This window comes from Thermopolyspora sp. NPDC052614 (assembly GCF_040678635.1).
Classification (GTDB): Bacteria; Actinomycetota; Actinomycetes; order Streptosporangiales; family Streptosporangiaceae; genus Thermopolyspora.
The window spans coordinates 1-25,753 of the sequence record NZ_JBFATZ010000032.1 but is presented as its reverse complement, the minus strand read 5'-3'; the positions used below and the strand labels follow the sequence as shown (position 1 = coordinate 25,753).

Below are 25,753 nucleotides of genomic sequence, written 5' to 3'. Positions count from 1 at the left end.
GGGTAGAGGCTTGTGGGACGGGGTGTTATGTGCTGGGAAATCTCACCGCCGACGTCGGCGGATGGTGATATGGATTGTGGCGTTTAGGGCGGTTTATCACTTTTTCCCGGCCGGGTGTTTCGCGCGGGCGCGAGCCGTACGCAGGACCACCACGTGGGGGTGGGCGCCAGAGATGGCCAGATGCCGGAGATGAGAAGGCAGCAGACCGTGCCGGATCGCCACGGCCAGGCCGGCGGTGTCCGGCACCAGCACGACGGCCCGGCCCTCCGGGCACAGCACCCGCGCCAGCTCGGCCCACCACCGCTCCGGCGCCGCCGCCAGCGCGCCGCCGGGAGCCACCTGGCCGCCCCACGGGGGATTGGCCAGCACCACGTCGACGCTCGCGTCCGGCAGCGGCAGCCGGGCGGCGTCCGCGCGCCGCAGCGCGATCCGCGGATCGCCTCCCGCGTTCGCCCGCGCGGCGGCGAGCGCGCCCGGATCCAGGTCGTAGCCCTGCAGCCGGGCCAGCGGCTGCGTCAGGCGCGCCTCGATGAGCAGCGTGCCCGCGCCGCAGCACGGGTCCACGACCAGCTCGCCCGGCCGGGGCGCGGCGAGCCGCGCCATCGCCGCCGCCACCGGGGGATGCAGCGTCCCCGGCACGGTCCGCCGCTTGTAGTCGCGCCGGTGCAGCGGGCGCGCGGCCACCCGCGCCATCAGGGTCGCGTGCGCGCCGTCCAGCACCAGCCGCCACCCGGCGCACCCCTCCGGCGGGGCCGCGCCGCCGCGCCGCGAGTGGTACGGCACGCCGAGCCGCTCGGCCAGCACCGCGCCCACCGCGTCCTCGGCGTCGTACCGGTTGAAGTTGCGCCTGCCCAGGAACGACGCCGACACCTCGACCCCCGAGACCCCGGCGACCCCCGAGAACCCGGCGATCCCGCCGCCCGGACGACTCCACGCCGGACGCCCGAGGTCGGCCGCACGGGCGAGCCCGCCCAGCGCGCCGAGCCCGTCCCTGGTATGCCCCACGTCGGGCGCCCGCCCGGCGACCAGGAACACGTCGTCGGCGGTCCGCAGCCCGAGCACCCCGGCGTCGAGCCGATCGGTCGCGAACTCGACCGAACGACGCCCGACCCGGGTGACGACGCCGAGCCCGCCCGCGAGGATCTCCTCGATCACGTCGGTCTCAAGCCCGCTCACACACCGCGCCACCAGGCGCGCCGCCGTCACGACGGTACGGCGACGCCGGGACGGGGGCGACCGGAAACACGCGCGCGATCACGCGCCGCGATGTCCATGATTCTGTCTTCTCCCACGTCACGACCCGGGACGGCGCCACGCCGTCCCGCCTCGCCGGCGACGGGATCGCCTCGACTCGCCGACGGGGAGTCAGACTCGGAAGAAGAACCTCATGGCCCGGCATCGTACCTGATCGGACCGGAACAACGATTTCTTCGCGATCCCCTCCGGCGGACCGACGGGAACACGTGCCAGGATTGGACGGTGGCGATGGTGGTAGAGCCGGGATTCGACCTGGCAGATCTGACGTTTTGGAAGAAGCCGCTTGACGAGCGGAACGCGGCCTTGGCGCGGTTACGCGCGATGGAGCGCCCGGTGTACTTCGCCGAGCCCAAGGTCCCCATGCTGCGCTCGGGCAAGGGCTTCTACGCGATCGTGCGGCACGCCGACGTGGTCGAGATAAGCCGCAACCCCAAGGTGTTCAGCAGCGAGCCGGCGGTGACGAGCCCGCCGCCGCCGGGCTGGGTGAAGAACGTGTTCGGCGAGTCGATCGTGAACATGGACGACCCGCGGCACGCGCGGCTGCGGCGCATCGTCTCGCGCGCCTTCTCCCCGAAGATGCTCGCCGACCTGAACGACGACATCCAGCGGGCGTGCGAGCGCATCGTGGACGACGTCATCGCGGAGGGCCCGCGTGACTTCGTCGCCCAGGTGGCCGCCCGGCTGCCCATCACCGTCATCTGCGACATGATGGGCATTCCGCAGGAGCTGCGGGAGAAGGTGCACCGGCACGTGGACATCTCCACGGCGTACACCGGCGTGCGGTCGAGCGTCGGCCGCACCCTGCGCATGGCCGCGAGCAACGTGCACGCGCTGTTCGAACTGCAGCGCATGGTGATCAAACTGGGCAGGGAGCGCGTCGAGAACCCGCGCAAGGACCTGGTCTCGGCGCTGGTGAACGCCAACGTGGACGGCGAGAAGCTCACCGACAAGGAGCTCGGCTCGTTCTTCGCGATGCTGCTGGTGGCCGGCAACGAGACCGCCCGCAACACGATGGCGCACGGCATCCGCCTGCTCACCGTCAACCCCGAGCAGCGCGAGCTGCTGCTGAGCGACTTCGACGCGCACATCGGCGGCACCATCGAGGAGATGGTCCGCTACGTCTCGCCGATCATCCAGTTCCGCCGCAACGTGACCCAGGAGTACGAGCTGCGCGGCGTGACGCTCAAGCCCGGCGACCAGGTGGCGCTGATGTACGGCTCGGCGAACCGGGACGAGGAGGTCTTCACCGACCCCGACCGGTTCGACATCACCCGCACGCCCAACCCGCACGTCGGCTTCGGCGGCCCCGGCCCGCACTTCTGCCTCGGCGCGAACCTCGCCCGCCAGGAAATCAAGATCATGTTCAAGGAGCTGTTCACCCGGCTCCCGGACATCCGCTCCGTGGGCGAGCCGGAACTGCTGCTGTCCAACTTCGACAACAGCGTCCGCAGCCAGGCCTTCACCTTCGGAGAGGGCTGACCGGGCACCTTCGAAAGGCCCGGCCGAGGGCTGAAGGAGGGCTGAACCCCGCCGCGCCCGCGCCGCTCAGGCGGTGTCGCGGTGTTCCAGCGGCGGGGCGTCGACGTCGCAGTGCAGGTGGCGTTCCGGCTCGGGTTCGCCCAGGACGTCGCCTCTGATGGCGAGGAAGGCGATCAGGGCGGCGATCGCCATCATGACGGCGCAGATCAGCATCGCCTGGTGGAAGCCGGCGGTGAAGCCGGACGCCGAGGCGTACGCGGCGCCGGTGAGCCCGACCAGGGGCGGCACGGCGGCGACCGCGAGCAGCCCGCCGGAACGGGCGACGGCGTTGTTGACGCCGCTCGCCACCCCCGCGTGCCGGTCCTCCACCGCCGCGAGCACGGTCGCGGTGAGCGGCGCGACGGCGCACGCGATGCCCAGGCCGAACAGCACCACGCCCGGCAGCACGTCGGCCAGGTACGACGAGCCGGGGCCGATGCGGCTCATCACCACGAAGCCGGCGGCGGCCAGCAGGATGCCGACGGTCATCGGCAGCCGGGGGCCGATCCGCTTGGCCAGCTCGCCCGCGGGGGCCGACAGCAGCAGCATGAGCAGCGTCACCGGCAGCATCGACGACCCGGCGGCGATCGGGGAGAACCCGGCCGACACCTGCAGTTGGAGGACGAGCAGGAAGAACACCACCCCCATCGCCGCGTACATGATCAGGGTCACCACGTTCACGGAGGTGAACACGCGGGACCGGAACACCTGCACCGGCACCAGCGCCCCGACCCTGCCGCCCTCCCGCGAGCGCCGGACCTCCAGGGCCGCGAACGCCGCCATCAGCGCCAGCCCGGCGGCCACCGCGATCAGGCCCCGGCCGGTCTCGATCAGCCCGTAGGTGAGCGCGGCCAGCGCCAGCGCCGCCACGACCGCCCCCAGCACGTCGAACCGGCCGGCCGCGGAGGCGTCCCTGGTCTCGGGCACGTGCCGTACGGCCGTCGCGATCACCAGCGCGGCGATCGGCACGTTGATCCAGAACACCCAGCGCCACCCCACCGATCCGACCAGCCACCCCCCGAGCAGCGGCCCGACCGCCGCGGCGACGCCGCCGAAGCCCGACCACGCCCCCACCGCCCGGGGCCGGTCCGCGCGGGCGAACGACGCCTGGATGATCGCGAGCGAGCCGGGGGTGAGCAGCGCCCCGCCGACGCCCTGCAGCGCCCGCGCCGCCACCAGGACCTCGATGTTCCGGGCGAGCCCGCACAGCGCCGACGCCGCGGCGAACCAGGCCACCCCGATCAGGAACACCCGGCGGCGGCCGTACCGGTCGCCGAGCGAGCCGCCGAGCAGGATCAGCCCGGCGAGGGTGAGCGTGTAGGCGTTGACGGTCCACTGCAGGCCGGCCATGTCGGCGCCCAGATCCCGGCCCAGCCGGGGAAGGGCCACGTTGACGACCGTGCCGTCCAGCAGGGCCATGCCCGACCCGAGGACGGTGGTGAGCACGACCCATCGGCCGCTCGCGGACGACAGGGCGATGTGGCCATTGTGGTCCATATCGGACATCATGCCTTGTCCCGGGCCGCGCGCCGTCGGCGGCCTGGCGGAGTGGGGAGTGGCGGCGTAGCGGAGTGGGAGGGGGAGGCAGAAGGAAGGCGGCGTCCGGGATGGTGGTTCCGGACGCCGCCGAGGAGTGACGGATGTGACAGACGAGCGCCGAATGGTGCGCGAACGGTGCGCGACTGGTGCGCGCCGGACGGACCGTCGCCGTCAGTCGGCGGTGCGTTCGGCCAGGGTGACGGTGACGGTGGCGGTCTTGCCGTCGCGGACGTAGGTCAGGGTGACCTTGTCGCCGGGCTTGAAGCCGCGGATCGCGGCGATCACGGTGTCCGAGCCGGTCACCGTCGTCTCGTTGATCTTGGTGATGCGGTCGCCCTCGCGCAGGCCGGCCTGCGCGGCGGGGCTGTCGGCCTCGACCGTGCCGACCACGGCGCCCGGGGCGCCCATGGCGTCGGCGAGGCCGACGCCCAGGAAGGCGTGGGTGGCCTTGCCGGTGCTGATGAGCTGGTCGGCGACCTGCCGGGCGGTGTTGATCGGGATGGAGAAGCCGACGCCGATGTTGCCCTCGCCGCCGTTGGTGGCGATCGCGGCGTTGATGCCGATCACCTGGCCGGAGGCGTTGACGAGAGCGCCGCCGGAGTTTCCGGGGTTGATCGGCGCGTCCGTCTGGATCGCTCCGGTGATCGTCGTCGACGAACTCTGATCGGCGCCGCCGGGGAAGCGGGGCCCCTCGTCGCCGCCGACGGGGACGGTCCGGTTGAGGGCGCTGATGATGCCCGCGGTGACCGAGCCCTGCAGGCCAAGCGGGCTGCCGATGGCGAGCACGGTGTCGCCCACCTGCAGCTTGTCGCTGTCGCCGAGGGCGGCGGGGGTCAGGTTCGAGACGTTCTCGGCGCGGATGACCGCCAGGTCGGTGACCGGGTCGGTTCCGACGATGCTCCCCCTGGCCGTCCGGCCGTCGCTGAAGGTGACGGTGATCTCGCCGCCCTGGCCGCCGGCCTCGACCACGTGGTTGTTGGTGAGGATCCGGCCGTCGGCGCTGAGGATCACGCCCGATCCCTCGCCGCCGCCGCTCCCGGTGCGCACGGCGATCGACACCACCGACGGCTGCACGGCCTTGGCGACGGCGGCGAGGCTCGTCGTGCCGGAGCCCGCGGGCACATTGACGATGGGGCTGGTGGCGACGGTCGTCTGCGGCGTGGCGAAGGAGGTGGCGACGAAGGCTCCGGCCACGCCGCCGCCGAGCGCCATCGCGACGAGGGCGAGGCCGACCGCCACCTTCTGCCCGCGGCTCCACATCCCTCCGGTGCGCGGCGCGGGGGGCAGGATCTCGCTGCCGGAGAAGTCGAGGCGCCGGGTGTCGCCCGGGTTCTCCGGCCCGTACGAGGCGAACTCCGGCGGCCTTTGCTCCGGCATGCTCCAGCCCGACGGGTTGGCGGGAAGCACCGAGGTCCTGCCGGACGGGTCGTCGTCCGAAATACGCCCTCTCGGGTCATTGGTGGTCATGTCTTCCCCCAGTAATGCTCACGCGTTCGCCGGTTGCCGTCCGACGGGCGCACCGGCATTTGCCGGTACTACAAAGATGTCACATCGGGGATAAGGCGGGACTAAACGTCCATAACGCCCGCCGGTCAATTGGGGATGCGTATCCGTGAGGTGTTTCCGGCGGATGGGGGCGCGCCGTACCGCCTCTCCGCGAGTGAACATCATCAGCCTGAGAACAAGCTGGAAACCACCCATGGCAACGCTGGGAATGCGCGGCCGATTCCCGGGACGGCCGAAAAGGACTCGGTCGCCGGCGCGGGATACTAGGACGCGGGCAGGGACGGCCAGTACTCGTCCTTGAGCAGCCTTTTGTAGAGCTTGCCCGTGGGGTGGCGGGGAAGCCGCTCGCGGAAGTCGACCGAGCGCGGGCATTTGTAGTGGGCGAGACGGGAGCGGCAGTAGTCGATGAGCTCGGCCTCGAGTTCCGGGCCCGCGTCGGCCATGGACATGGGCTCGACGACGGCCTTGACCGCCTCGCCCATCTCGGGGTCCGGCACCCCGATCACGGCCACGTCGGCCACCTTCGGGTGCACGGACAGGACGTTCTCCGCCTCCTGCGGGTAGATGTTCACCCCGCCAGAGATGATCATGTACGAGCGCCGGTCGGTGAGGTAGAGGAAGCCCTCCTCGTCCAGGTAGCCGATGTCGCCGAGGGTGGTCCAGCCCCGGCCCTTCGGGTCGCGGGAGGAGCGGGTCTTCTCGGGATCGCCGTGGTACTCGAAGGAGGGCCCGTCGGAGAAGTACACGATGCCGTGCTCGCCCGGGGGCAGCTCCTCGCCCTCCTCGTCGCAGATGTGCACGACGCCGAGGAGCGACCGGCCGACGGTGCCCTTGTGGGCCAGCCAGTCCTGCGGCCCGGCGTAGAGGAAGCCGTTGCCCTCGGTGCCCGCGTAGTACTCGTGGATGATCGGCCCCCACCACTCGAACATCTGCTCCTTCACCTGCACGGGGCAGGGGGCGGCGGCGTGGATCGCGGCGGTCATCGACGACAGGTCGTACGTGGCGCGGACCTCCGGCGGGAGCTTGAGCATCCTGATGAACATGGTCGGCACCCACTGGGAGTGGGTGACGCGGTACCGCTCGATGAGGGCCAGCGCCTGCTCGGGGTCGAACCGCTCCATCACCACGACGGTCGCGCCGAGGCGCTGGAAGCTCAGGCAGTAGCGCAGCGGGGCGGCGTGGTAGAGCGGCGCGGGCGACAGGTAGACCGAGTCCTGGGACGGCGCGAACAGGAACTGGATGAGCTGCAGCAGCGCGCCGGGGTGGTCCAGCGGCACGGCCTTGTCCGGGGCGCTGGCCTTGACGCCCTTGGGGCGGCCGGTGGTGCCGGAGGAGTAGAGCATGTCGATGCCCTGGCACTCGTCGGCGATCGGGGTGACCGGTTGCCCGGCGACCGCCTCCTCGTAGGAGGCGAAGCCGGGGGCGACGCCGTCGAGCATCAGCCGCAGCTCGACCTTCGGGGTGGCCTCGGCGATCGAGGAGGCGACGTCGGCGAGCGCGGCCGAGCTGATGAAGACGCGGGCGCCGCAGTTGTCGACGATGTAGGCGAGCTCGTCGGTCCGCAGGCGTGAGCTGATCGCGGTGTAGTAGAGGCCCGAGCGGTGCGCGGCCCAGGCGACGACGAGGAACAGGGGGTGGTTCTCCAGCATGAAGGCGACGTGGTCGCCCGGCTTGAGGCCCGCGGACCGGAAGACGTGGGCGAGCCGATTCGATTCCTCGTCCAGTTCGCGGTAGGTGACGACGCGCCCGGAGCCGCCCATGATGATGGCGGGCTTGTCCGGAGTGACTGCTGCGATCGCGCCCGGGTACATAACCGAACGGTACTCGGTTTCGGGGTGGAAGTGAACCGGTAAACGGTCGGCCCAATCGTGCGGAGCACCTGCCCCGGCCCCAGCGGTGCGGGGGCCGCGCGCCGCCGCGCCGGCGGGCTCCTCGGCGCTCCCGGCGGGGCGCATCGTACACGAGGACGGGCCGCGGCCCGATCCGGAGGGGATCGGGCCGCGGCCCGGTGCGGCGATCAGCTGCTCAATGATCGCGAGGTGCGGGTGGTTGATCAGACGATCTCGGTCCAGCCGGAGTGCTGCGCCACCGGCTTGAAGTGGTTGCCCCGGGCCACGTTCACCCAGATCTTGTCGACGTGCTTGACGTCGAAGCTGAAGTCCTGGGGACCCTTGTGGCAGTTGTTGAAGCTGTGGAAGGTGACCTTGCCGTCGGTGTGCAGCACCTTGAAGGTCTCCCAGGCGCAGCGCTGCTTCCACTTGGTCGGGTACCACTTGAAGTTCCACAGCGTGGAGTGAACGGTGTAGTTCTTAACCGTCACCCAGGTGAAGACCCACTTCTTGTGGGGCTGCTTGTACTTTTCGCAGAACTTCTTGCCGTCGTGCTTCCAGCACTTCAGCTCCCAGGTGTACCACGTCTTCCAGTGGCCGACCTTGATCTTTTCGTAGCTGACGACGACCTCGCCGGCCGCCTTGGCCTTGTGGTCGGCGGAGAAGTAGGGCCCCCACTCGGCGGTGGTGCTGGTCTGCGCCTTGACGGGGGCGCCGGCCGTCGCGGCGTTGGCCGCGCCGGCGGTGGCGGCGACGCCGGCCGTGAGCACTGCTGCCGTGCCCAGGCCCGCCGCCATCCGCGTGACGAATCGCATTGTGGTTCCTCTCGGAAGTTCGAGGGCTTCGAGACGTGAGTAGTAGACTCCGCCTCGCTTTCCGAGCGGCTGCAATTCGCTGACGGAAACGATCTCGGCGCTTGCAGATGATTTACAACAACAATACAAGCGCAGGTCGGACGATATGTGGATCACAAAATGATCGTGATCGGATAAGCGCGCTTTCCCGGGGCCGGGCGGGTTCGGGCGGTCGCCCGGCTCCCCGGGGGCGCGTCCGGCTACGCGGCGGCGGGCTCGGCCACCGTGGCCGGGGTCAGCGCGATCTCGAGGACCTCGCGGACGTCGCTGACGGTGTGGACGGTCAGCTCCTGGCGTACCGCCTCGGGCACGTCGTCCAGGTCGGGCTCGTTGCGCGCCGGGATGAGCACGGTGGTGATGCCCGCCCGGTGGGCGGCGAGCAGCTTCTGCTTGACCCCGCCGATCGGCAGCACCCGGCCGGTGAGGGAGACCTCCCCGGTCATCGCCACGTCCGCGCGGACCGGGCGGCCCGACAGCAGCGAGGCGAGCGCGGTCGTCATCGTGACGCCCGCCGACGGCCCGTCCTTGGGGATCGCGCCCGCCGGGACGTGGATGTGCACCGACCGGTCCTTCAGCGAGCCGACCGGCAGCTCCAGCTCCGCGCCGCGCGAGCGCAGGTAGGACAGCGCGATCTGCGCCGACTCCTTCATCACGTCGCCGAGTTGACCGGTGAGGGTCACGCCGGTGGAGCCCGTCTCGGGGTCGGCGAGCGACGCCTCCACGTAGAGCACGTCGCCGCCCGCGCCGGTCACGGCGAGGCCGGTGGCCACGCCCGGCACCGCCGTACGCTGCGCCGACTCCGGCAGGGACGACTCGGGCACGAACCTCGGGCGGCCGAGGTAGCCGACCAGGTCGCCCTCCCCGACCGTCACCGGCGGCTTCGCCTCGCCGAGGGCGTCGGCGGCGGCGATCTTGCGCAGGATGCGCGCGATCGCGCGCTCCAGGGAGCGCACGCCGGCCTCGCGGGTGTACTCCGAGGCGATGCGGCGCAGCGCGCCCTCCTCGATGGTGACGTCGTCCGCGGTCATGCCGGCCTTCTCCAGCTGGCGCGGCACCAGGTGGTCGCGGGCGATCGCGATCTTCTCGTCCTCGGTGTAGCCGTCGAGGGTGACGACCTCCATGCGGTCCAGCAGCGGGCCGGGGATCGACTCCAGCGCGTTCGCCGTGGCGAGGAACAGCACGTCGGACAGGTCGAGCTCGACCTCCAGGTAGTGGTCCCTGAAGGTGTGGTTCTGCGCCGGGTCGAGGACCTCAAGCAGCGCCGCGGTGGGGTCGCCCCGGTAGTCGGCGCCGACCTTGTCGACCTCGTCGAGCAGCACGACCGGGTTCATGCTCCCGGCCTCGCGGATCGCCCGGACGATCCGGCCGGGCAGCGCCCCCACATAGGTACGGCGGTGCCCGCGGATCTCGGCCTCGTCCCGGACGCCGCCGAGCGCGACGCGCACGAACCTGCGCCCCATCGCGCGGGCCACCGACTCGCCGAGCGAGGTCTTGCCGACGCCGGGCGGACCGGCCAGGGCCAGCACCGCGCCGCTGCGACGGCCGCCGACGACGCCCAGGCCCTTCTGCGCGCGGCGGGAGCGGACCGCCAGGTACTCGATGATGCGGTCCTTGACGTCGTCGAGCCCGGTGTGATCGGCGTCGAGCACCTCGCGGGCGGCGGCGATGTCATAGGAGTCGTCGGTGCGGACGTTCCACGGCATGTCGAGGACGGTGTCGAGCCAGGTGCGGATCCAGCCGCCCTCGGGGGACTGGTCGGAGGTCCGCTCCAGCTTGTCGACCTCCTTGAGCGCGGCCTCGCGCACCTTCTCCGGCAGGTCGGCGGCCTCGACGCGGGCCCGGTAGTCCTCCTCCTCGGAGGCGGCCGAGTCGCCGTTGAGCTCGGCCAGCTCCTTGCGCACCGCGGCGAGCTGCTGGCGCAGCAGGAACTCGCGCTGCTGCTTCTCCATGCCCTCCTGGACGTCCTTGCGAATCGTCTCGGCGACGTCCAGCTCGGCCAGGTGCTCGCGCGCCCAGGCGACCAGGCGCTCCAGCCGGGCGGCGGGGTCGGGGTCCTCCAGCAGCTCCACCTTCTGGGCCGTGGTCAGCCAGGGGGCGTAGCCGGAGCTGTCGGCGAGGACGGAGGGGTCCTCGATCTGGTTGATGGCGTCGACGACCTGCCAGGCGCCGCGCTTCTGCATGATCGTGGTGGCGAGGGCCTTGTACTCCTTGGCGTACTCCTCGGCCTTCTCGCCCGCCGGGACGGAACGCATCGGCGTCGCCTCGACCCACAGCGCGGCGCCCGGGCCGGTCGTCCCGGCCCCGACGCGGACGCGCTCGGCGCCGCGCACCACCGCGGCGGGCTCGCCGCCGGGCAGCCGGCCGACCTGTTCCACGGTGCCCCGCACGCCGATTCCGCCGTACTTGCCGTCGATGCGGGGGACGAGCAGCACCTGGGGCTTGGCCTGGCCGAGGACTCGGTCCCCGGCGCGGGCGGCGTCCACCGCGGCGCGCACCTCGGCGTCGGACAGGTCTACGGGGACGACCATGCCGGGCAGCACGACGGCGTCGTCGAGCGGCAGGACCGGCAGGACAAGGCTTTCAGTCATGTGCGCTCCCAAAGTCTGAGTGTGTCTGGCTCAAGTCTTGAGAGTCGAGGATTGTTCCCAAATCTGAGCCTGTTCGCCGTAAGCGATCGTCGCCGCCCGGTTCCCTCGGCCCCACAGGGCATCCCGCAGGGGGATACACGGTGCAACCGGCGCACAGACCCCCGTCTTCCCCCGGCCCGTACGACCCGGACCCGGCGGACAGCTCGGACGGCTACGGCGGGATCACACCGTCGTGGGCGGCCGGGACCGAGCGTCCCGTCAGCGGGCGCGGCGGGAGGTCAGGGCCTCCGACCGCCACAGGTCGCGGTAGTAGCCGGGTTGGGCGAGCAGGTCCTCGTGGCGGCCCCGCTGGACGACGCGGCCGTTCTCCAGGACCACGATCTCGTCCACCTGGTCCAGGCCGAGCAGGCGGTGGGTGACCAGCAGGGTCGTGCGGCCGTGGGTGACGTCGAGGAGGTCGGCCATGAGGGCGTCGGCGGTGATCTCGTCCAGGGCCTCGGCGGGCTCGTCGAGCAGGAGCACCGGCGGGTCGTAGAGCAGGGCGCGGGCCAGGGCGAGGCGCTGGAGTTGGCCGCCGGACACGGTCCTGGCGTCCTCGCCGAGCTCGGTGTCCCAGCCGGTGCGCGCCACCCACTCGCCGAGCCTGGCCCGCCGTACGGCCTCGGCGAGTTCGTCGTCGTCGGCCTCGGGGCCGGCCAGGCGGAGGTTGTCGCGGAGCGTGGCCTGGAAGACGTACGGGTCCTGGGTGAGGCCGGTGACGCGTTCGCGCACGTCCTCGGGGGTGAGGTCGCGGATGTCCACGCCGTTGATCCGGATCGTGCCGGACTCGGGCTCGACCAGGCGCATCAGCGCCGCGAGCAGCGTGCTCTTGCCGGCGCCGCTCGGGCCGACCAGGGCCATCCGCCTGCCCGGCGTCAGCGTCAGGCTCACCCCGTCGAGGGCGGGCTCGCGGCCGGGGGCGTGCCGTACCACCAGGTCCTCCACCTCCACGGTGAGCGGCGGCTCCGGGGGCGGCGCGGGCGACGGCGGCGCGGCGACGGCGGGCGGGGCCGACCGTACGTCGCGGAGCCGGGTCAGGGCGGCGAGGATCCCGGCCATGCGCTCGCCCGCGGCGGCGAGCGGCAGCACCGGCTCGAACGCCACCAGCGCGGTCAGCGCGAGCACCGCCGTCGCCACCGTGTCCACGCCCGAGGACTGGGCGAGCAGCGTGACGACGACCACGGTGAGGCCCTGGATCAGCATGCCCGCGCCCGCGGTGGCGGCGTTGACGCGGGACTGGCCGCGTTCCAGCCGGGCCAGCCGGGCGTCGGCCTCGTCGGCGGCGGCCAGCGCAGGGGCGTTCCCGCCGTAGGCGGCCAGGTCGGCGGCGCCGTGCACGATGTCGGCCACGCGGGCGGCCAGATCGGCCCGCGCGGGCGCGATCCGGGCCGACCAGCGGCGGGCGGCGGCCGTCGCGGCGGCGGGCAGCAGCACCCCGGCCGCCACCAGCCCGGCCAGCAGCGTCAGCGCCGCCGCCGGCAGCAGGAACGCGCCGATCACGATCGCGGCCACGCCGGTGACGAGCGCGGCGAGCGCCGGGAGCAGGCAGCGCACCAGCAGGTCCTGCACGGCGTCGGTGTCGTCGACCATGCGGCTGAGCAGGTCCGCGCCGCGGTGGGACGGCGGCGTGCCCGGCACCAGCGCCCGGTAGAGGCGCTCGCGGGTGGTGGCCTGGGCGCGCAGCGCCACGTCGTGGCCGGCCAGGCGCTCGCCATACCGGAACACGCCGCGGCCGGTCGCGAACGCGCGCACCCCGACGATCGCCAGGCTCAGCGCGGTCAGCGGCGGCTGCTCCGCCGCCCGCGTGATCATCCACGCCGAGGTTCCGATGAGGCCCAGCGAGGCCAGGTCCGCGGCGGTGGCGGCGAGCCCGGCCAGGATCATGCGCCGGTTCATCCCCGCCATGTCGGCGAGGGCGTCAAGCAGAGGGCGCAGCCGTCCGGTGCCTGCGTGTGCGCTGTCGTTCATCGGGCCTCACCTGCGGGGTCGGCGGCCGTGCGGGCCCGCTCGCGCGCCGGGCGGTCGGAGACGATCCGCCCGGACTCGATGCGGATCACCCGGTCGGCCAGGTCGATCATCGCGGGGCGGTGCGCCACGATCACGGCGGTACGGCCCCGCGCCAGCCGGTCGGTCGCCGCGACGATCGCGGCCTCGCTGCGCCCGTCGAGGCGGGCGGTCGGCTCGTCGAGCAGCAGGACCCGGGCGTCGGGGCGGCAGAAGGCGCGGGCCAGGGCGACGCGCTGCCGCTGCCCGGCCGACAGGTCCGCGCCGCGCTCGCCGATCACCGTGTCGTACCCCTGCGGGAGCGCCTCGATGAACTCGGCCGCCTGCGCCTCGGCCGCCGCCGCGCGTACCCTTCCGAAGGCGTCGCCGGGACCCGCGCCGCCGCCGGAGCCGAGCAGGATGTTGTCGGTGACCGAGGCGGCGAACAGGTGCGGGCGCTGCGGGACGAAGGCCAGCCTCGCCCGCCATCGATCGAGGTCAAGCGTTCGCAGGTCGATCCCGTCGATCAGCACCCGGCCGCTCTCGGGCGTCACGAAGCCGAGCAGCAGGTTCAGCACGGTGCTCTTGCCCGCGCCGCTCTGCCCGACCAGCGCCACCCGCTCCCCGGGCGCGATGGTGAGCGACACGTCCTCCAGCGCCGCGTCCTCACGGCCGGGGTAGCGCACCGTCACGGCCTCCAGCCGGATCTCCGGCACATCCGCCTCCTCGGTGGAGGCCCAGTCCTCGATGGCCGGTGCCGCTTCGCCGGTCTCCGATGTGGCGCGGCCGGCCGCTCCCCGCCGCCCCTCCTCCGTACGGTCGGCGTCGCGGTCGAGTTCCTCGTTGAGGACGGCGAAGGCCTGGTCGGCGGCGGCGACGCCCTCCATCGCGGCGTGGAAGCGCACCCCCACCATGCGGATCGGCAGGTACGCCTCCGGGGCGAGCAGCAGCACGAGCAGCCCGACGTGCAACTCCATCGCCCCGGACAGCAGGCGCAGGCCGATCGGCACCGCGACCAGCGCGATCGACAGCGACGCGACCAGCTCCAGCGCGAGCGCCGAAAGGAACGCCACCCGCAGCGTGCGCATCGTCGCCGACCGGTGCGCGTCGGCGACCGAGCGGATGACCGTCGCCTGGTACCGCGCCCGGCCGAACGCCCGCAGGGTCGGCAGGCCGCGCACCACGTCGAGGAAATGCCCGCCCAGGCGGGACAGGGCGCGCCACTGCCGCTCGGTCACCGCCTTGGTGTGCATGCCGATCAGCGCGCCGAACAGCGGCAGCAGCGGCAACGTGATCAGCACGATCAGCGCGCTGCCGAGATCGGCGGCGAACAGCCGCACCAGTACGGCCAGCGGCACGACCCCGGCCACCGCCACCGCTGGCAGATATCCGGTGACGTACGGGTCGAGCCCGTCCAGGCCGCGTCCCGTCAGCGTGATCAGCTCGCCGGAGCGGTGCGAGCTCAGCCGGGCGGGCCCGAGATCCTGCAGCCTGCCGAGCAGCCGGTGCCGCAGCGTCGACTTCAGCGCCGTGGCGGTGCGCCCGGCGGCCACCCCCTGCAGCCACACCAGCAGCCCGCGCAGCGCGATCACCACGGCGAGCGGGAACAGCACGGCGGTGGCGAACCGGCCCGACAGCACCCCGGCCAGCAGCTCGGCCTGGACCAGGACCAGCAGCCCGGCCAGCACGGCGGCCCCCAGGCAGACGGCCAGGTGGCGGCGGACCGCCCGCTCGGCCCGCGCGAGCCGTACCAGATCTTTGTGCATCGCCCCTCGAAAGCAGCGCTCGGCGGCGTGCACGCCGCCTGGCCTCGGAGAACCAAGGCTCGGAAAATGACGGTATACGGGCGGTATGCCCGTCCCTATTTCGGGTCTCAGGCCCGAAAGTACGTCACACCCACACTTGCGCGCGAATGCCGGACAGGGGTGAAGGACGGAACCGTGAGCGTGAGCACTGACAGCGGTCGAGTGGGATGGGTGCCGGTGGCGGTGTTGGTGGCCGGTCGGCGCGCGGTGACCTCGGGCGGGAGTCCTCGCCTGGGCGCGCTTCGGCAGGCCGGGCGGGAGGGGAGGCGTCGGGAGCCGGGGGAGGCGTGGCGCAGGTCGTCGAGGGAGATCGTGTCGCCGGTGAACCAGATGTCCCGGTCGAGTGGGATGGGCCCGGGTGGCGGTGTTGGTGGCCGGTCGGCGCGCGGTGACGTCGGGACCTCGGGCGGGAGTCCCCGCCCGGACGCGCTTCGGCACGCCGGGCGGGGCGGGAGGCGTCAGAAGCCGGGGAAGACGCGGCGCAGATCGTCCAGCGAGATCGTGCCGCCGGTGAACTCGACCGACGCCGGGGTGTGCTCGGGCGAGTGGCGGCCGTAGAGAAGGCGCAGCCACCACTCGGCGGGAGCCGTGAGGGTCGCGTCCGGTTCGGCGGGCGTGTCGACGATGGACACCTTCTCACCGATGTCGAGGCCGAAGGCGCGCTCGGGCTCGGTGAGGCGTACGGCCACGGTCGCCTGGCGTCCGCCGAGCCCCTCGGGCTTGCCGACGAAGCCGACCATGACATGGACCAGGTCGATCAGCGGTTCGACGACGGCCGGCGAGAGCGTCGCCGACGGGTCGAACGCGGCCTTGACGTCCCAGGTGTGGAAGGCGAACTCCCGCAGGCGCATACCGGCGAATCCGGCCACGTCCTGCGGCGGCGCCGGGAACCACAACTCGATCCTGAGCTCCCGCTTGGCAGCCTCGTCCAGGCTCTCAAGGCCGCTCACCAGGGCCGCGTTCGCGGTGGGGTAGTTCTCCGCCCGCTCGGCACGGGACCTGCCGTCCCATCGCGCCCACACGCCGCGGATGAAGTCCATCGAGGGGGTTCCGGTGCCGTTCACCGCCCCGTTCAGGCCCTCCAGGTTGATCTCCGCGCCGCTGCCCAGGTGGCTGAGCACCTGCGAGACGTCCCACTCCGCGGCTCCCGACTCGCGGGCGAGGTCGTCGGCGGTGAAGCCGCGTACCAGCGAGGCGAGCTCGTCGCCCTCCGTCCGCAGCAACTTGATCAACTCATCCGCTCGGTCGCTCATGACAACTCTCCTGTCCGGCCCAGTGTTTTCGGTGTGATTTTGGTGACTCGCAACACCGGTGGGCGGAGGGATCATCCCACGCGGATCCGGTGAAACGCGGCAGCGGGTCACCGTCGCCGGGCGAGCGCCGCCCGCGCCCCGGCACATGTCTCCTCGCGGAGCGCGGACGCCGCGTTGGCAGACTTACGTGCCATGCGATCCTCTTCGCTGATCTCGGTGACGCCGCTGCTGCCCGTGGCCCTGCTCGTGTTGGTCGCGGCGGGGGCGCTGGTGGCCCTGCTCGGCGGGCTGGGGCACGGCAGGGCGGTCGTGACGGCGTGCCTGCGGGCGGCGCTGCAACTCGGCGTCGTGTCCGCGGTGATCACATGGGTGATCGAGGTCGGCGTGGCGGTGGCCGGTTTCATCCTGGTCATGTACGGCGTCGCCGCTTACACGGCCGGGCGGCGCGTCACCCGCTCCGCCCGGTCGGCCTGGTGGGCGGGGGTGCCCATCGCGGCCGGGGCCGCGCCGGTGCTGGCCGTGCTGACGGTGAGCGGCACGGTCTCCACCGACGGAATCGTGATCATCCCGGTCGCCGGGATCCTGCTGGGCGGCTGCCTGACGGCGACCGCGCTGTCGGGCCGGCGCGCGCTGGACGAACTGGCCCAGCGCAGGGGAGAGGTCGAGGCCGCGCTCGCGCTCGGTTTCATGCCCCGGGCCGCCGCCCTGGAGATCTGCAGGCCCGCCGCCGCCCAGGCGCTCGTGCCCGCCCTCGACCAGACCCGCACGGTGGGGCTCGTCACCCTGCCGGGCGCGTTCGTGGGCATGCTGCTGGGCGGGGCGAGCCCGATCCAGGCGGGCGTCGTGCAGCTTGTGGTCCTCGTCGCGCTGCTGGCCGCCGAGGCGGCGACCATTCTGGTGACCGTCGAACTCGTCGTACGCGGCCGGTTCGGCACGGCCTGATCCGCGTACCGGCGAATTCTCAGGCGGCGCCGCGTTCGCCCGCGAGATTCCCGGCTGGCGCGCGGTGGCGCGCGGGCGGCGAAGCGCGCTGCTGATTCGCCAGGCGTACAGCAGGAAACCGATCAGGGTGACCGTTTGGCCGGGACGGTAGCGCTCGAAGCCGTCAAGGGACGGGGACGCGGCGAGCGACAGGGCGTTGGCGGCCAGGCTGATTTTCGCGCCGACCCCGCACGCACTGAGCTGCGCGGATTCTCAATTCGCGCGGGCGGGGCGCGTCGTGCGCGGCGCGTCGGATTTCGGTGTGCGCAAGGATGGAATGAGCGCGTACGGGTAAGGGTTATGACTTCGAGCGCAGAACACTCGAATGCAAGACGCAGACAGACAGGAGTCGCTGGTGGCGACCATCCAGGTAACCGAGACGAACTTCAACGAGATCGCCGACGACGGCATCGTGCTGCTGGACTTCTGGGCCTCATGGTGCGGACCGTGCCGGTCCTTCGCGCCCATTTTTGAGAAGGCTTCGGAGAAGCACAGCGACATCAAGTTCGGGAAGATCGACACTGAGGCGGAGCCGGGTCTGGCCGAAGGGTTCGACATCACCGCCATCCCCACCATCATGGCGATCCGCGACGGCATCGTCGTCTTCGCCCAGCCGGGGGCCCTTCCCGCCACCGCCCTCGAAGACCTCATCAGCCAGGTCCGCGCCCTCGACATGGACGAGATCCGCGCCGAGATCGCCGCCGAGCTGGACGGCGAGGCCAAGGAGGTTTGATCACCTCAGGGCACCCCGCCCACTGAAGCCGAACCGCGACGGGGCATGGCCTATTCGCCATGCCCCTGTTCGCTATGACCCTCGCCGCCGTGCCCCTGTTCGCGATGCCCCGACTTGGTGTTCGTCCGGCCGTTTCCCAGCCGACGCACGGCCCGCGCCGGTGTCACCCGTTCCGCTCGCCGGGCCGGGCGCGCAGCGCGTCCAGCCCGCCCTGGGCGTCCTCGATGACCAGCCGTTCCGCCGTCGCCGCGTCGCGCTCCCGGAGGGCGCGGACCAGGGCGCGGTGGCTCCCGTAGCGGTTCAGCCCGCCGAAGTCGTCGTCGGAGGCGATCCTCTCCAGGCGTAGGGCGCGGCGTTCGGGCGGCGAGAAGACCTGGGACTGTTCGAGCAGCCGGATCAGCACCGGGTTGGCCGCGCACGCGTTCACCGTGTCGTTGAACTCCTGCATCCGGTCGAGCAGCGCGGCGATGTGCCGGTCGACGTTCTCGCCGTCGCGTCGCCTGGTGACGATGACGATCAGCAGGTCGTCGGCGGCGTCGAGGATCGCGTCGAGACGGTCCAGCTGCTCCGGCGTGGCGTTGCGGGCCGCGAACCGGGCCACCAGCCCCCGCAGCGCGACCTCGACCTCGGCGAGGTCGTCGATGGCGCGCTCGGCGATGTCGGCCACGACGACCGTCCGCGGTCCCGTGCGCTCGATGAGCCCGTCCTGTTCGAGCCGCCGCAGCGCCTCGCGTACCGGCGTCGGGCTCACCGCGAGCCGCTCGGCCAGGCCCCGCTCGGTCACCTTCTGGCCGGGACGCAGCGCGCCGCTCCCGATCGCCTCCCGGATCGCCTGGTAGGCGTGGTCGGCCCGGGTCTCGCCGCCCGTGCCGGGGCGATCCGCCGTCGACTCGATCACCATGACTCCACGATAACAGCACTCAATGGCATGCCCTCGATGCTATGTGTTGACAATTTTGCTATGGCAACTACTGTGATTCTCGCCACACCGAGGAGGACGCCATGGCCAGCGCACTACGAGCGGGCAGCCGTACGACCGACACCGGGAGGATCACGTTCTACGTGGCCCTGGCGGTGTTCGCGCAGGAGTCGACCTGGAACTTCTACGACAACCGCGTGCCCGAGCTGCTGCGAGACCACGTCGCGAGCGCCGCCGTGATCGGCCTGATCATGGGCATGGACAACCTGCTGGGCATCTTCATCCAGCCGTACATGGGCAACCGGTCGGACAACACCCGGACCTCCTGGGGACGCCGCATCCCGTACCTGGCGGTCATGATGCCGCTGGGCGCGGCGCTGTTCCTGCTCATCCCGCTCATGACGTCGCTCGCCTGGCTGATCCTGGTGATCTTCCTGTACGCGCTGGTGATGAACAGCTTCAGACCGATCAGCGAGTCGCTCATGCCCGACTTCATCGAGCCAGAGCGCCGCAGCCGCGCCAACGCCGCCGTGAAGATCGCCTCAGGGCTGACCGTCATCGTGGCCGCGCTGATCAGCCTGCTGCTCGTCGACGACCACCCGAAGCTGGCCTTCGCCGTACCGTCCGCGCTCATGCTGGTGGCGGCGGCGGTGCTCGTCTGGCGGGTACGCGACAGCCGCTCGCCGGCCTATCGGTCGGCCCTCGTCGAGGACGCGGCGGCGGCGGCCGGGGCGCCGCGCCACACCCCCGCCAAGATCAAGATGAGGACCGTCATCGGCGACCTGGTGCTCGACCGCGACCGCAGCAGGCTGCTGCTGATCGCCGCCGTGTTCGTCTTCGGCTGCGCGTGGTTCGCCTCGCGCTCCCTGATGACCCCGTACGGCGTGACGGTCCTCGGCCTGTCCGACGGCGAGGCGGGCGGCCTGACGCTGCCGAGCGGCGTCGCCTTCCTCCTCGCCGCCTTCCCCGCCGCGCTGCTCGCCGAGCGCTTCGGGCGGCCCCGGATCATGGCCGTGGGCATGACGGTCTTCTGCGCGGGCACGCTCCTCGGCGCCGCCGTCCAGACCCCGGCGGGCACCGTCGTGGCGATGTGCCTCGCGGCGGCCGGCGCCGCCGGATTCGTGATCAACGCGGTCGTCGTGCTGTGGAATCTGGCCCCGTCGAGCCGCGTCTTGGGCGCCTATAGCGGCCTGTACACGGTCGGCTGGGCCGGCGGGGGAATCGGCGGCCCGGCACTCGTCGGCCTGGCCGTCGACTTCACCGGGTGGCACCTGATGTTCCTGCACCTCGCCGCCCTGACCGTCGTCGCGATCCTGCTGGTGCTGCGCATCCACCGACGGCTGCGCGCGAGCTCCGCCCGGGAGCACGCCGCATGAGCACCCCGGCCACGGCCACCGGCGCTCCCGGCGCGTCCAGCGCGTTCGGCGCGTTGGGCGACGAGGCGACCGGCCTGGTACGCGGGCACACTGATCGCCGCGGGAGCCGGCCGCCGGGCTCGGCGGCCTTCCGGCGCCGGGAGGCGATGCGGGCGCCGCCCCGGTTCTCGCACCACGCGTCCGCTTCCGGCGTACGGGCGGGAACACGACACCACAAGTGATCACTACGGAGACGAGGACAAGATGACGAGCACGCCTTCGACGGGGAATCCCGATCCGAAGGAGGTCAAGGTCCTGACCCCCAGCGGAATGCTCGGGGCCGGGTTCCCGGCGGAGACGGTCGACCGGGGGATCGCGCTCGGGGCCGACGTGATCGCCCTCGACGGGGGCTCCACCGACTCCGGGCCGTACTATCTCGGCTCGGGCAGGCCGAAGACGACCGCCGCGGCCGTCGCCCGCGACCTGCGGATCCTGCTGCGGGCCGCGGCGGGCGCGGGCATTCCGCTGATCGTCGGCTCGTGCGGCACGAGCGGCACCGACTCCGGCGTCGACTGGGTCGCCGCGATCACCGCCCAGGTCCTGCGGGAGGAGGGCCTGAACCTGCGGGTCGCCCGCGTCTACAGCGAGCAAACCGCCGCCGCCCTGAAGGAGCGGCTCAACGAGGGCCGCATCCACCCGTTGCCGCCGATGGGCGACCTGGACGCCGCCACGCTGGACGACTGCACCCACATCGTCGGCATGATGGGCCACGAACCCATCGCGGCGGCGCTGCGGGCCGGGGCCGACGTGGTCCTCGCCGGCCGCGCCACCGACACCGCCCTCGCCGCGACGTACCCGCTGATGAAGGGCATGCCGCCGGGCCCGGTCTGGCACGCGTCCAAGATCGTAGAGTGCGGTGGGCAGTGCACCACCAACCCGCGCGCGGGCGGCGTCCTCGCCACCATCGACCACGGCGGCTTCACCATCGAGCCCCTGGACCCGGCCGTCGCCTGCACGCCGACGTCGGTGGCGGCACACATGCTCTACGAGACCGTCAACCCGTTCCGGATGCGCGAGCCCGCGGGCACGCTGGACGTCACCGACGCCGCCTACACCGCCCTGGACGACCGCCGGGTACGCGTCGAGGGGTCGCGTTTCGAGTTCGCCGAGCAGTACACGATCAAACTCGAAGGGGCCCGCGTCACGGGCTACGAGACCATGTCCTTCAGCGCCATCCGCGACCCGCACATTCTCGCCCGGATCGACACGTGGATCGCGTTGATGCACGAGGTCCTCGCCGACCGCGTACGGCAGACGCTCAACCTCGACCCCTCCGCGTACGCCGTGGACCTCCGCCCGTACGGCCACAACGCCGTCCTGGGCACCATCGACCCGTCATCCGCCCCGCCTCGGGAGGTCGGCGTGATGATGCTGGTCAACGCCCCCGACCAGGCCACCGCCACCGCCATCGCCAAGATCGCGAACCCGCTCATGCTCCACCTCCCGACCCCCGACATGGACCACCTGCCCAGCCTCGCCTTCGCCACCTCCCCGGCCGAGACCGAGCGCGGCCCCGCCTACGAATTCGTCCTCAACCACGTCGTCGACATCGACGACCCCACCGAACTGTTCCGCGTCGAGCTCCCCGAAGGTGCCCCCCGTGACTGACGACCGCCGCAAGCCCACCCTGGGCGAACTGGCCCTGGAGGTCCGCTCCAAGAACGCCGGCCCGTTCTGGATCACCATGGAGCTCTTCATGCGCACCCCCGAGGACTACGCGATCGTCGCCGACGAGACCTTCATCAACGAGGACGTGGTCGCCCGCCTCTACGACCTCGACCCGGCCGACGTCCAGATCTTCCGCATCCCGTCCCTCAACGTCGTGAAGATCTCCTACCCCCGCCCGGTCGCCCAGGGCAGCCTCCGCGACCGAGACGTCCACGCAGGCCAGCACCACGTCCCCTTGGCGGCGCTCGTGCCCCCGTGAGGCGTGACGTGTGACCGCAACGCCGGGCGTTCACCGGGCGGCCATCGTCGCTTCAGGGACCGGTCACGGCGGTTCGTGAAGATCCTGCACATGCGTCACACAATCTCATCGCGGCTGACCGCGATCAGCGCGGTCGCCGCGTTGTCGTTCACCTTCGCCACCCCGGCCGAGGCCAAGCCCCACCACGACATCGAACTGGCCTTCCTCGGCCGGTTCACCACCGGGTCGGTCGGCACCGGAGCCTCGGAGATCACCGCATATGACCCCGCCACCAGGCGGGCGTTCGTCGTCAACGCGCAGGCCGGCACCATCGACGTACTCGACATCCGCGATCCGCGCACCCCCAAGCGGGCGGCCACACTGACGGCCCCCGGGGCCAACAGCGTCGCCGTCCACGGGGGCCTGGTGGCGGTCGCCCAGGAGGCGGCGAAGAAGACCGATCCCGGAAAGGTGACGCTCTTCCAGGCCCGCGTCGGCAGAAAGCTCAAGGAGTACCCCGTCGGCGCGCTCCCCGACATGATCACCTTCACCGACGACGGCCGCCGCCTCGTCGTGGCCAACGAGGGCGAGCCCGCCTCCTACTGCCAGGGCGCCGTCGACGACCCCGAAGGCTCGGTCAGCGTCATCGACCTGCGGCGCGACAAAGTGCGCACCGCCGGATTCACCCGCTTCAACGACGACGCCGAATGGCTGCGCAGGGCAGGGGTACGGCTCAGCGGCCCCGGTGCGAGCGTCGCCCAGGACCTCGAACCGGAGTACATCACCACCGAAGGCGACACCGCCTGGGTGACCCTCCAGGAGAACAACGCGATCGCGGTCGTGGACCTCGACCGCGCCGCCGTGACCCGCATCGCCCCGCTGGGCCTGAAGGACTTCTCCCGCAGCGGCCTCGACGCCTCCGACCGTGACGGAAAAATCGACATCCGCCCGCACCCCGTCAAGGGCCTGTACATGCCCGACGCCATCGCCCACTTCCGCTCGCGGGGCCGTACGCACCTGGTCACCGCGAACGAGGGCGACGGCCGAGACTGGGACTGCCACGCCGACGAAAAACGCGTCAAAGACCTCAAGCTGTCCACGACGGCCTTCCCCAACGCCGCCGACCTGCAGAAGGACACCGAACTGGGACGCCTCACCGTGGCCGCCGACTCCCCGACGGACGCGTCCGGCGCGTACACCGCCCTGCACACCTTCGGCGCCCGCTCCATCTCGATATGGTCCGCAAAGGGCGAACTACTCTGGGACTCCGGCGACGAACTCGAACGCCTGATCGCCCGCGAACTCCCCGCCCACTTCAACGCCGACAACGAGGAGAACGACTCCTTCGACAGCCGCAGCGACAACAAGGGCCCCGAGCCCGAAGGCGTCACCGTCGGCGAGGTCCACGCCCGCCCCTACGCCTTCGTCGGCCTAGAACGCGTCAGCGGCATCGTCGCCTACGACCTCACCGACCCGCGCCACCCCCGCCAGGCCGCCTACCTCACCACCCGAGACTTCACCGGCTCCGTCGAAGACGGCACCGCCGGCGACGTCGGCCCCGAGGGCGTCCTGTTCGTCCCCGCCCACCACAGCCCCACCCACCGCCCCCTACTGATCGTCGGCCACGAGATCAGCGGCACCACCGCCATATACGAAGTCCGCTAAACCCCCAAACCTCCCCATCGGGACGCAAGAACGACGCAAGAACACCGAACACCTGGGCCGCCATCATCCGCAGGGCCGTCATGAGCCGTCTCCTGCGGGACCTCTGCGCCAAACCGAAGTTGTCAACACAGAGAGGCCTTTTCGTGCGCCCAGCAGAGCAGGAGGTCAGCCGTGACGTAGCGGTGGGTCCTGCTGTTCGTAAGCTCGTCGTCGCTTGCCGGTGGAAGTCCGGCCTGGGTAGCCGCCAGGAGGCCCGGTGGCAGGCCGGCGATCCGGTCTGTAAACGGATGAGGTCGAAGCCCGGCGTCAAAGGCCCTGTGAAGGGGAGGCGACGATGCGGTCCGTAGCATGAAGCGAAACCTGCGGCGTCGTTACTCAGCCGTCTTTCGGAGCGGGCCAAGGGAGAGCCGAGCCCTTCGAAATCGAAGGGCATGGACGCGGTGAAGAGCCTGGGAGCATTTCTGTTACGGACACTCGACCCGGCACCTCAGCAGGATCAGGCGACATGCGCAGTGGCGATTGGCGCATTTCATCCGCCGTCGCCACCGTCGCCACCGTCGCAGCACGGCGTTCGGCTGATGGGCGCCGGCGCGCTCGCGGCCGGTCGACCTCGGACTGATTGGCTTGTATGGAATCACCGTCCCGCCCAGGGCGGGCAAGCCCTGGCGGGTGAGGCCGAATGCCGCCGGTGAACGGCGTCGGTGAGCCGGGTGCGGGAGAACGCATGCCCGGTTCGATGCGGCGGGAGCTGGAAACGGAGCAATACACCCGGTCATGGTCACTGGGGTGGAACACCCGTCCGGGAAACCGGCGGAGCCGAAGGCCCCAGGCCCTACCGCCAGGAGACGCCACCGCGCCGGCTCTCGACCCTACATCCTGAGTGGCGATCTTCCTGGATGGCCTGCAGGACGAAGATGGCCTGAACCGGCGCGGTGGCGCGGCAGGGCGGCAGCGCAGCTTGACCGGTACCTTCCAGGCTTTCGGGGGCGCGACGGCATGTTCGCCGGCCGCTCGGATACGCCGTGGGTCTGGCAGGCGTTGCCCTGTTGAGCGCACGGCCTGACCGTGGCGTGTGTCACCGGCCTGATCGACATGTTGACCGCCGCCGGGGTGATCATTCCTGCTGGTGATGGCGGTCAAGGCGCGGGCGTCGGCATCCGCACGCCGTTCGAGGGTCGTCGGCTGCGGGTGTGTGGCGAGCCCTCTGCCGACTCAGGCCTCCACCAATTCGAAAAAATCTTCCCTTAGTCTTTCCGATCTGCTTAGCCATTTCCATCTATGTCGCAAATGCTTCGTTCGCATGTTCGACCTGAACGCGAGAGAATAGAAGCCGGTCAGCCGACAAAGCGAAAGGAAGGTGACCCATGGCCGCCGTCAACGGCCCCGCCACCCCTTCCTCTCGCTCCTCGTCGCACTCCACCTCACCGCACTCCGCATCACCGGGCTCCCCTTCTCCTCACTCCACGTCACCGGGCTGCCCTTCCTCTGGCTCCACGTCACCGGGCTCTTCGGCACCGCAGTCCTCGTCGCCGGGCCTCGCCCCGGCCTCGCCTCCCACGCCGGGCGTGCCTTCGGCTCGGCCTGCAGCAGGCGCAACCGCCCACCCTTGCGATACCGGCACCCAGGCCACCTCCGAGCCCACGCCCCCAGACGACGCCCCCGCCTCCGCCTGCTCGGACGCAGCCGGCCCGGACCCCAGCCCGTCCTCTGGGCCGTCTGGCGGCCCGTCCGGCGGACCGTCCGCCGAGTCGTCTGCCGGTCCGGGCCCCGCGACCGGCGCTGCGGGGGACGTCTGCGCCACGCCCGGCCCTGCGGAGGATGCCGAGTTCATGTCGCCGGGTGCGGGGCTGGCGGTGCTGCTGGAGCGGCTGGCCGGGACCGGCGCCGCGATGGGCACGCTGAAGAACCATGAGCTGATCTCGGTGATGATCGGCTGGCGGCGGCTGACCTCCTGGGCGCAGGC

The 25,753-nt window shown here is 71.7% G+C and carries 18 protein-coding genes; 8 read left to right on the top strand and 10 right to left on the bottom strand.

Annotated elements, in window-relative coordinates:
- Positions 1–96: 96 nt before the first annotated feature.
- Positions 97–1,206 carry a methyltransferase domain-containing protein gene (locus AB0K60_RS36535; RefSeq protein ID WP_364066088.1) on the bottom strand — a complete coding sequence of 370 codons (1,110 nt, stop codon included), beginning with the start codon at positions 1,204–1,206 and terminating at the stop codon, positions 97–99.
- Positions 1,207–1,485: 279 nt separating this feature from the next.
- Between AB0K60_RS36535 and AB0K60_RS36530 the strand changes: the two genes are divergently transcribed.
- Positions 1,486–2,736: a cytochrome P450 gene (locus AB0K60_RS36530; protein WP_364066136.1), complete on the top strand. Its 1,251-nt coding sequence runs from the start codon at positions 1,486–1,488 to the stop codon at positions 2,734–2,736.
- A gap of 66 nt (positions 2,737–2,802) precedes the next feature.
- Here AB0K60_RS36530 and AB0K60_RS36525 read toward each other — a convergent pair whose 3' ends face one another.
- The 8 genes from AB0K60_RS36525 to AB0K60_RS36490 all read right to left on the bottom strand — a co-directional run bounded on the left by AB0K60_RS36525 (position 2,803) and on the right by AB0K60_RS36490 (position 16,171).
- Positions 2,803–4,272, bottom strand: a complete 1,470-nt coding sequence (locus tag AB0K60_RS36525; protein ID WP_364066086.1) for an MFS transporter — start codon at positions 4,270–4,272, stop codon at positions 2,803–2,805.
- Between the two features lie 213 nt (positions 4,273–4,485).
- Entirely contained in the window at positions 4,486–5,781 is a 1,296-nt protein-coding gene (locus tag AB0K60_RS36520) for a trypsin-like peptidase domain-containing protein (protein ID WP_364066083.1), read from the bottom strand.
- 302 nt (positions 5,782–6,083) lie between these two features.
- Positions 6,084–7,631 (bottom strand): AMP-binding protein, encoded by a 1,548-nt coding sequence (locus AB0K60_RS36515; protein WP_364066081.1) that lies wholly within the window; start codon positions 7,629–7,631, stop codon positions 6,084–6,086.
- Positions 7,632–7,873: 242 nt separating this feature from the next.
- Entirely contained in the window at positions 7,874–8,464 is a 591-nt protein-coding gene (locus AB0K60_RS36510) for a hypothetical protein (RefSeq protein ID WP_364066079.1), read from the bottom strand.
- 239 nt (positions 8,465–8,703) lie between these two features.
- On the bottom strand, positions 8,704–11,091 hold the full coding sequence (gene lon, locus AB0K60_RS36505; protein ID WP_364066077.1) for an endopeptidase La: 2,388 nt from the start codon (positions 11,089–11,091) through the stop codon (positions 8,704–8,706).
- Positions 11,092–11,349: 258 nt separating this feature from the next.
- On the bottom strand, positions 11,350–13,098 hold the full coding sequence (gene cydC / locus AB0K60_RS36500) for a thiol reductant ABC exporter subunit CydC (RefSeq protein WP_364066075.1): 1,749 nt from the start codon (positions 13,096–13,098) through the stop codon (positions 11,350–11,352).
- Positions 13,095–14,879 carry a thiol reductant ABC exporter subunit CydD gene (cydD, locus tag AB0K60_RS36495; protein WP_364066072.1) on the bottom strand — a complete coding sequence of 595 codons (1,785 nt, stop codon included), beginning with the start codon at positions 14,877–14,879 and terminating at the stop codon, positions 13,095–13,097. The genes cydC and cydD overlap by 4 nt, the downstream gene beginning before the upstream one ends.
- Before the next feature lie 497 nt (positions 14,880–15,376).
- Positions 15,377–16,171: a maleylpyruvate isomerase family mycothiol-dependent enzyme gene (locus AB0K60_RS36490; RefSeq protein ID WP_364066070.1), complete on the bottom strand. Its 795-nt coding sequence runs from the start codon at positions 16,169–16,171 to the stop codon at positions 15,377–15,379.
- A gap of 192 nt (positions 16,172–16,363) precedes the next feature.
- On the opposite strand from AB0K60_RS36490, the gene AB0K60_RS36485 reads away from it, so the two are divergent.
- Both AB0K60_RS36485 and trxA read left to right on the top strand, forming a co-directional pair.
- Entirely contained in the window at positions 16,364–17,113 is a 750-nt protein-coding gene (locus tag AB0K60_RS36485) for an ABC transporter permease (RefSeq protein ID WP_364066068.1), read from the top strand.
- A gap of 364 nt (positions 17,114–17,477) precedes the next feature.
- The gene (gene trxA / locus AB0K60_RS36480) at positions 17,478–17,885 is read left to right on the top strand and encodes a thioredoxin (protein WP_364066066.1); all 408 of its coding nucleotides are present in this window, start codon (positions 17,478–17,480) and stop codon (positions 17,883–17,885) included.
- 163 nt (positions 17,886–18,048) lie between these two features.
- Here trxA and AB0K60_RS36475 read toward each other — a convergent pair whose 3' ends face one another.
- A complete protein-coding gene (locus AB0K60_RS36475) occupies positions 18,049–18,786 on the bottom strand; it encodes a GntR family transcriptional regulator (protein WP_364066063.1) in 738 nt (245 codons plus the stop codon).
- A 101-nt stretch (positions 18,787–18,887) separates the two neighbouring features.
- Here AB0K60_RS36475 and AB0K60_RS36470 point away from each other — a divergent pair, with 101 nt between their 5' ends.
- From AB0K60_RS36470 to AB0K60_RS36450, 5 genes are all read left to right on the top strand, one after another.
- Positions 18,888–20,180 carry an MFS transporter gene (locus AB0K60_RS36470; RefSeq protein ID WP_364066061.1) on the top strand — a complete coding sequence of 431 codons (1,293 nt, stop codon included), beginning with the start codon at positions 18,888–18,890 and terminating at the stop codon, positions 20,178–20,180.
- Positions 20,177–20,401 (top strand): hypothetical protein, encoded by a 225-nt coding sequence (locus tag AB0K60_RS36465; RefSeq protein ID WP_364066059.1) that lies wholly within the window; start codon positions 20,177–20,179, stop codon positions 20,399–20,401. The genes AB0K60_RS36470 and AB0K60_RS36465 overlap by 4 nt, the downstream gene beginning before the upstream one ends.
- A gap of 22 nt (positions 20,402–20,423) precedes the next feature.
- Positions 20,424–21,827: an acyclic terpene utilization AtuA family protein gene (locus AB0K60_RS36460; protein WP_364066058.1), complete on the top strand. Its 1,404-nt coding sequence runs from the start codon at positions 20,424–20,426 to the stop codon at positions 21,825–21,827.
- On the top strand, positions 21,820–22,146 hold the full coding sequence (locus tag AB0K60_RS36455; protein WP_364066056.1) for a DUF4387 domain-containing protein: 327 nt from the start codon (positions 21,820–21,822) through the stop codon (positions 22,144–22,146). The genes AB0K60_RS36460 and AB0K60_RS36455 overlap by 8 nt, the downstream gene beginning before the upstream one ends.
- 90 nt (positions 22,147–22,236) lie before the next feature.
- Positions 22,237–23,790, top strand: coding sequence for a choice-of-anchor I family protein (locus AB0K60_RS36450; RefSeq protein ID WP_364066054.1), 1,554 nt, complete (start codon positions 22,237–22,239; stop codon positions 23,788–23,790).
- Positions 23,791–25,753 lie beyond the last annotated feature (1,963 nt).

Bases quoted from the DNA above. Each gene is read 5' to 3' on its own strand.
- trxA (WP_364066066.1), top strand. From the start codon at position 17,478: ATGCAAGACGCAGACAGACAGGAGTCGCTGGTGGCGACCATCCAGGTA.
- AB0K60_RS36470 (WP_364066061.1), top strand. From the start codon at position 18,888: ATGGCCAGCGCACTACGAGCGGGCAGCCGTACGACCGACACCGGGAGG.
- AB0K60_RS36530 (WP_364066136.1), top strand. From the start codon at position 1,486: ATGGTGGTAGAGCCGGGATTCGACCTGGCAGATCTGACGTTTTGGAAG.
- AB0K60_RS36510 (WP_364066079.1), bottom strand. From the start codon at position 8,464: ATGCGATTCGTCACGCGGATGGCGGCGGGCCTGGGCACGGCAGCAGTG.
- lon (WP_364066077.1), bottom strand. From the start codon at position 11,091: ATGACTGAAAGCCTTGTCCTGCCGGTCCTGCCGCTCGACGACGCCGTC.
- AB0K60_RS36460 (WP_364066058.1), top strand. From the start codon at position 20,424: ATGACGAGCACGCCTTCGACGGGGAATCCCGATCCGAAGGAGGTCAAG.
- cydD (WP_364066072.1), bottom strand. From the start codon at position 14,879: ATGCACAAAGATCTGGTACGGCTCGCGCGGGCCGAGCGGGCGGTCCGC.
- AB0K60_RS36475 (WP_364066063.1), bottom strand. From the start codon at position 18,786: ATGGTGATCGAGTCGACGGCGGATCGCCCCGGCACGGGCGGCGAGACC.
- AB0K60_RS36520 (WP_364066083.1), bottom strand. From the start codon at position 5,781: ATGACCACCAATGACCCGAGAGGGCGTATTTCGGACGACGACCCGTCC.
- AB0K60_RS36450 (WP_364066054.1), top strand. From the start codon at position 22,237: ATGCGTCACACAATCTCATCGCGGCTGACCGCGATCAGCGCGGTCGCC.
- AB0K60_RS36465 (WP_364066059.1), top strand. From the start codon at position 20,177: ATGAGCACCCCGGCCACGGCCACCGGCGCTCCCGGCGCGTCCAGCGCG.
- cydC (WP_364066075.1), bottom strand. From the start codon at position 13,098: ATGAACGACAGCGCACACGCAGGCACCGGACGGCTGCGCCCTCTGCTT.
- AB0K60_RS36485 (WP_364066068.1), top strand. From the start codon at position 16,364: ATGCGATCCTCTTCGCTGATCTCGGTGACGCCGCTGCTGCCCGTGGCC.
- AB0K60_RS36525 (WP_364066086.1), bottom strand. From the start codon at position 4,272: ATGGACCACAATGGCCACATCGCCCTGTCGTCCGCGAGCGGCCGATGG.
- AB0K60_RS36490 (WP_364066070.1), bottom strand. From the start codon at position 16,171: ATGAGCGACCGAGCGGATGAGTTGATCAAGTTGCTGCGGACGGAGGGC.
- AB0K60_RS36515 (WP_364066081.1), bottom strand. From the start codon at position 7,631: ATGTACCCGGGCGCGATCGCAGCAGTCACTCCGGACAAGCCCGCCATC.